General features: G+C 39.3%; 4 protein-coding genes and 2 pseudogenes. 4 read left to right on the top strand and 2 right to left on the bottom strand.

What is annotated here, in order from left to right:
- Positions 1 to 147 precede the first annotated feature (147 nt).
- Together WKT20_RS01875 and WKT20_RS01870 are read right to left on the bottom strand one after the other, a co-directional pair.
- Positions 148 to 975, bottom strand: a complete 828-nt coding sequence (locus tag WKT20_RS01875) for a hypothetical protein (RefSeq protein WP_340416724.1) — start codon at positions 973 to 975, stop codon at positions 148 to 150.
- A 126-nt stretch (positions 976 to 1,101) separates the two neighbouring features.
- Positions 1,102 to 1,611 (bottom strand): DMP19 family protein, encoded by a 510-nt coding sequence (locus WKT20_RS01870; protein WP_303240494.1) that lies wholly within the window; start codon positions 1,609 to 1,611, stop codon positions 1,102 to 1,104.
- 291 nt (positions 1,612 to 1,902) lie between these two features.
- On the opposite strand from WKT20_RS01870, the gene WKT20_RS01865 reads away from it, so the two are divergent.
- The 4 genes and pseudogenes from WKT20_RS01865 to WKT20_RS01850 all read left to right on the top strand — a co-directional run bounded on the left by WKT20_RS01865 (position 1,903) and on the right by WKT20_RS01850 (position 6,731).
- Positions 1,903 to 2,604 carry an iron-sulfur cluster assembly scaffold protein gene (locus WKT20_RS01865; RefSeq protein ID WP_007561052.1) on the top strand — a complete coding sequence of 234 codons (702 nt, stop codon included), beginning with the start codon at positions 1,903 to 1,905 and terminating at the stop codon, positions 2,602 to 2,604.
- Positions 2,605 to 2,624: 20 nt separating this feature from the next.
- A complete protein-coding gene (locus tag WKT20_RS01860; RefSeq protein ID WP_118163423.1) occupies positions 2,625 to 3,635 on the top strand; it encodes a GGGtGRT protein in 1,011 nt (336 codons plus the stop codon).
- Positions 3,636 to 3,953: 318 nt separating this feature from the next.
- Positions 3,954 to 4,679: pseudogene (locus WKT20_RS01855) on the top strand (WD40 repeat domain-containing protein); the annotation flags it as partial.
- Positions 4,680 to 4,767: 88 nt separating this feature from the next.
- Positions 4,768 to 6,731, top strand: a pseudogene (locus WKT20_RS01850) (caspase family protein).
- Positions 6,732 to 6,937: the final 206 nt, after the last annotated feature.

Genomic DNA, 6,937 nt, shown 5'->3' with positions numbered 1-6,937 from the left:
CTAAAACGCCCTTGCGTTTAACTCCAAACTCTTTGACGTTTGAATGTAAACGCAAGGGCGTTTTTTCAAAAATAAAATCGGCACTATAAATAGCTGTATAAGCCATTTTATAATGCCGATTCTTATCTTTACGATTTATGTTTATTATTAATTAGCAGCAGTTTCTTTATACAAATTATACACAACCGTCTTAGTACGTTTTTTATTGGTATCTTTTGTCGGTACAGTGTTACTGTTATTATTATATTCGTAATCTACTTCCAGTTTTTCGGGCTTCTCTCCATGAGCATTCTCATATTGAGCCAGTAAAGAAGACAAACTTACATAAACAGCATCTGAATATTTCACTGTATAATCATTTGCCCAAGCCTCAGATGTTTCTGCACCTTCTTCAGTAGAAGAATCATCTATACCCGTAAGCTGATAACGCAAATATAACTTCAGGGTCTTAGTCGTCACGTTATCTTCTTCAGGCACATAATACACATCCAAATGGTGATTTACCAACTCAGTACTTAAATTTTCATTGGTAGTACCTTTTTTCAGAGAATAGGCAGGAGTCAAAACCAAATATTTATTATATCCCCATACTCCGCCACCATTTTCTCCTAAAGAATAGAGAGAAACTGTAGAAGTTACATCAGGTAAGGTTGATTCAGCATAACCTAAATCGTTCAAATAAACCGGGTCGCTTAACAATGTGACCGGTAATTTTTCTGTTTCTGCAGTCAAATCCACATCATTATACTGGCAATAAACAAAAGCCAACTTAGAACTAGCAGTAGTAGTAACAGTCTTATTAGGAACAAATTGTAAGCCATCGGGAGTTGAGAAAGTCACATTACCCCAGCCTGAATTCACTTCCAAATAACCGTAATATTCACTAATTCCATCATCTTCTGAGTTCAAACAAGAACTAAACCCCGCCATTGTTAATAATGCAGCAAAAATGACTGCCAATTTCTGTTTTTTCATACTCTATTCTACTCTTATCTTTAGTTTAATAAATATTTTTAGATTTAAAATTCACAAAATAAATACGAAAAGAAAAAAAGACTGCACGGGAACAGTGTTATTTTAACACAAATAAACCTTTCATAATTATTTTACTTCTGCAAAACTATCCAAATGCTCGTCTACATACGTTGCTATTTGTGCGGTAATCTGCTCCTCCTCTTCCATATATTGCTCTTCCAAATCATCAAAAGCTTCATATTGCTCATACATAGCCATGAATTCCTCTTCCGTACGTTCCTTTTCCAAATCTGCACGATGAGCATCGTATATTTTTTTAGCCTCGTATATTAACTTTGAAAACTCTTTTGCCCCAAACATACGCATCGCTTTGGCAAACGGATTATCAAAAATATACGGTCCGTATCCATTCTGGATAAGCTGTACGAAACCTCCTTCCATCACTTCCTCCCGAAAAAAATGATAGCCTAACAAAGTATGCTGATACCCGTTCAGCAACGGCATGGTATCCGCATTAATCTTTCCTCCTGTCACCTCCAGGTATTTATCGATAAATACTTTCAAAAAAGCATCCATTCCCTCTTCTGCCCCTTTGCGCAAATCCGCATCCGAAACCGTAATCTGATTCATTTCCATTCTATACCTAATAATTGTTACCTATCTCTATGCAAACCCATAACAGGGTATCTTTGCTGTATTCAGGGCAAAGATACAAGTTTCTTTCAGAAGATGAAAAATATTTTGTCAACCGGAGTTTGCAAAACAGCCCAAACCGAAAAAATATCATTAAAATGTAACAAAAAGTTTGGTTTCACCCGTTGCAGAACGAAATAAAACGACTAACTTTGCGAATGGATTAAGGAAGAAATTCCCTAATTCAGGGTTTACGAAATACCTATTTTTTATTACCAATAAAACGTAAAGAATATGACTTATTCACACGAAGTTGAACACATGTGTGTTGTAAAAAAAGGACCTAATCATGGTCCAGCTCCAATTCCTGAAGAAGGAAAATGGGTTAAATCAAAAGAAATTAAAGACATCTCTGGTTTAACTCACGGCATTGGTTGGTGTGCTCCTCAGCAGGGTGCCTGCAAGTTGACACTGAACGTAAAAGAAGGTGTTATCCAGGAAGCATTGGTTGAAACAATCGGTTGCTCTGGTATGACTCACTCAGCTGCCATGGCATCTGAAATCCTGCCAGGAAAAACCATCTTGGAAGCATTGAACACTGACTTGGTGTGCGACGCTATCAATACAGCTATGCGTGAATTGTTCTTGCAGATTGTGTACGGACGTACTCAGTCAGCTTTCTCTGAAGGCGGTCTGATGATCGGTGCTGGTCTGGAAGACTTGGGTAAAGGTCTGCGTAGCCAGGTAGGTACTCTGTACGGTACTTTGGCAAAAGGTCCTCGTTACCTGGAAATGGCTGAAGGCTATATCAAAACTATCGCTCTTGACAAGAACGACGAAATCTGCGGATACGAATTCGTTCACCTGGGCAAGTTCATGGATGAGATCAAGAAAGGCACTGACGCAAACGAAGCTTTGAAGAAAGTAACTGGTACTTACGGACGCTTCACAGCAGAACAAGGTGCAGTTAAACATATTGACCCACGTCACGAATAATATAAGGAGGAAAGAACATTATGATTAGAGAAGTAAAATTTGAAAGCCAGGACCGTCGTATCAAACAGATTCTTGCTGCTTTGAACGCTAACGGTATCAAAGACATCGAAGAAGCTAACGCTATCTGCGAACAGTATGGTCTTGATCCTTATAAAACTTGTGAAGAAACTCAGCCTATCTGCTTCGAAAATGCAAAATGGGCTTACGTAGTAGGTTGCGCCATCGCTCTTAAGAAAGGTTGCAAAAACGCTGCTGAAGCTGCTGAAGCAATCGGTATCGGTTTGCAGTCATTCTGTATTCCGGGTTCAGTTGCTGATGACCGTAAAGTAGGTTTGGGTCACGGTAACTTGGCTGCAATGTTGCTGCGCGAAGAAACTAAGTGTTTCGCATTCTTGGCAGGTCACGAATCATTCGCAGCCGCTGAAGGTGCTATCAAAATCGCTGCTAAAGCAGACAAAGTACGTAAAGAACCTTTGCGTTGTATCTTGAACGGTCTGGGTAAAGACGCTGCACAGATCATCTCTCGTATCAACGGATTTACATACGTTCAGACTCAGTTTGACTACTACACTGGCGAACTGAAAGTTGTGAAAGAAATCGCTTACTCAGACGGTCCTCGTGCAAAAGTAAAATGCTACGGAGCTGACGACGTTCGCGAAGGTGTAGCTATCATGTGGAAAGAAGGTGTAGACGTATCTATCACAGGTAACTCTACTAACCCGACTCGTTTCCAGCACCCGGTTGCAGGTACTTACAAGAAAGAACGTGTTCTTGCAGGTAAACCTTACTTCTCAGTAGCTTCAGGTGGTGGTACAGGTCGTACACTTCACCCGGATAACATGGCTGCTGGTCCTGCTTCTTACGGTATGACCGATACTATGGGACGTATGCACTCAGATGCTCAGTTCGCTGGTTCTTCATCAGTTCCTGCTCACGTGGAAATGATGGGCTTCCTCGGTATCGGTAACAACCCGATGGTAGGTTGTACAGTAGCTTGTGCGGTAGACGTAGCTCAGGCTTTGGCTAAGTAATTAAAGTTACATTATATAAATAAACTCCTGTAGTCCATGTGATTACAGGAGTTTTTTTATTTGCCGTAATTCATAGTTTAGGGATATTCTAATAGCCTTCTCTTTGGTTATCTTGTCTTATCAAGTAAGAAGAAAAATGATACTATAACAACCTGAAATATGGTTCCTCCAAAGGCTATTACAGTCAAGCCCAAAGCAGAACAATTGCCACTTAATTAAGCACTAAAAAAGTGATTTTTGCAGCCAATTTGCAGCCCAATTTGCCATTTTCAAAAATGGGCTGCAAAAACTTATATAATCAGCTATAGTACAATGAGAGGAAGAAAGAAAATGACAAGTATTCAGGATGACAGCAACTTTGTACCTCTTGAAATTATGCAGCAAGCCAGCCAGGAAGAAGCTAAACTGAAAGCTATCAAGAAAGATGTCGTTGAACAGAACAAACAAGATCAGCTCATCACCGACAATACACAGATTAATGTCAAGACAGAAGTTATTCCTGACGTAAATGCCAATGGAGAGAAAATCTTAAATTACAAAGTGGGTTATCAGTATGAAGTAATCAACAAAGAGTTCTCTGCAAAAGAAGACTTCCCTTCTGGTAGATATGATATCCAAAGTTCAAATGCTGCAATGTCTTTGATGAAAATCATCAAGAATGCATTTGAAGGAGAATTTGCTTCGTATCTGGGTGAAAACAAACAGGTGAAGATTGTAATTACAGGTTCAGCTGACGCTAGTCCTATCAGAAGCAAAATTGCCTATAAAGGACAATATGGCGAATTTGTTGATGAACCGTACTACAAAGATGGAAACCTCGACAATATTACGGTAACAAAGGAAAGCGGAATTACCCAAAATAAACAGCTGGCTTTGCTGAGAGCTGCAGGCGTAATGGACTATGTAAAGAATAACATTACGACTCTAAAAAACACAAACAACGAATTTGAATATCACGTAGAGGTAGCAAAAGAACGTGGTGGTGAATATAGAAAAATCAACATTGAATTTGTTATTGTAGATGCATTTCCTGCTACAAAATAATTAGGGGAAAGACTATAACTACCATCATATAAACGACAGAAGAACTGAAAGCTTTTTCCGGTTCTTCTGTTTTTAACTTTATTAAGCGATGAGAAAAATTCTATTTTTATACACAATAGCCCTCTTTTCTCTTTTAAGTGTACAAGCGCAAGACGCAGGCAGTGCTTACAAAAGAGCAAACCAGCAATATGTGCTTTTCGAAAGCGAAAGAGACAAAGGAGCCAATGCAAACAGCATGTATACCTACCTGTTGGAAGCATACAAATTTCATACAGGTAACTAAAGAACAAAACAATGTCAGTTACATCAATGGAACTAAAAACAGATTACGTTCCATGTATCCGTATCTTCTAAATGCCGCATTGTACTATTACGAACAAAAGGAAACATTCAAGGCCCTCGACTTCGCATCAGCATATATCGACATCCGATACATGCCTATGTTTAGAAGCGAATTGCTACCTAAGGACGACCGGTATAACTCTGTAGTCTATTTTGCAGCTGTATCTGCTTTTAACATGAAAAAACTTGATGTTGCCAAAAGATATTTCAATATTTATTTGGAATCAGGTGACAGCACACAAGAAAAGGACTGCTTTGTATATCTGAACATGATTTACATGAGTCAGAAGAATTATGCCGAACAAGAGAATATTCTGGAAAAAGCGATCAGCAAATACCCTGTTTCGCTCGACTTTCTGTATAACCTGGTAAATGTTCATATTGCAACCAACAATATGCCCAAACTGCTGAATACCATTGACAGAATTCTGACCATTGACCCCAATATGCTATGCCAAGACTGAAAATTGCCGACCATCAGTTCTTCGCATCAAACGGTTCATCTATTACATTGGCTTCTAATGGTAAACTGACCATTGCACTTCAGAACTTCGGTACTAAAACGGCACGCAATGTAAAGGTCAACTTCACACTGCCTAAGAATGTGTATACAACAGACTCTCCGGAAATGCTGATTGACAGTATCGCTCCTGGTGAAGTTGCCACATTGGATTACGGTTTCCTGGTAAACAAACGATTTGCAGAAGATTCTGTAGCCGTTATGCTGACAGCTGTAGAAGAAACTCAGTCTTCACTCATCAACGAAGCTTACAAAGTAAAAGTGGGTGAATATCTTACTGCCGCAAATTCTATTAAAACCAACGGTAAACTGGCAAACCGGAAAGTCAACCTACAGGATTTTCAATTGTCATTTAAGAGTGAACTGCTTGAGAGTATCCCAGAAGGTGCAGTCAACAACCACAGATACGCACTTATCATTGGAAATGAAGATTACAGTATGACTGGAGCAAATGCCGAAATCAATGTACCATACGCGGTAAATGACGCAATGATATTCAGAGAGTATTGTGTACGAACTTTCGGAATACCGGCAAGTCAAATTAAAGTGACTCCTAATGCAACAGCCGGTATGATGCATGAGCAGCTAGACTGGCTACTGAATATGGCAGCACTGATCCGGATGCAGAACTATTCTTCTACTACTCCGGACACGGAAATAATGATGAAGCTACCAAGCAAGCTTATCTTCTTCCTGTCAATATTACCGGAAAAAACATCCACCTAGGTATATCTCTAGCCGACTTATATCAGAAACTTGCCACATATCCTGTTAAAGGAGCTTATGTATTCTTGGACGCTTGTTTCAGCGGTGGATATAAGAGTGCTGCCCCACTTATCGCCCAAAAGGGTGTACGTGTAGTTCCTAAATTAGGCATGCCACAAGGCAATACTATCAGTTTTTCATCCAGTAGCGGTGACCAGACTTCAAGTGTATACCATGATAAAAAGCAAGGCTATTACACCTATTACTTGCTAAAGACTATCAAGGACTCACACGGAGACATCACCATGCAGGAGCTGTTCGACAAGACAAACGCCGAAGTAAAAAAAGCTACCGCATTACTTGGCAAGATGCAAGAGCCACAATATATTGTATCTCCTATATGGAAGACTTGGGACGCTATTCAGCTTAAAACTCCAGAAACAGAAATCCATGTTGAAAACCCGGACAGTTTACTTAACCAATAAAACTATATTATATTGTGGAATTAGCATAAAACCACAATAGCAAAAACCCGCCATTGAGAATTAACATCAATGACGGGTTTCTTTTCAAAATAGTATGTAGCAATAATCAGCCAAGACAGATACGTTCCCTACAATAATACTTAAAGTAACGGAAAACACCAGAATGGAACATAGAAAAAAGTATTAAGCTAGATAAAAACATTCTA

It is taken from the genome of Phocaeicola sp. ICN-14070 (assembly GCF_037892625.1).
GTDB lineage: Bacteria > Bacteroidota > Bacteroidia > Bacteroidales > Bacteroidaceae > Phocaeicola > Phocaeicola plebeius.
Note: the sequence above shows the minus strand (reverse complement) of the source record. Positions and strands in the feature narration are given on the sequence as shown.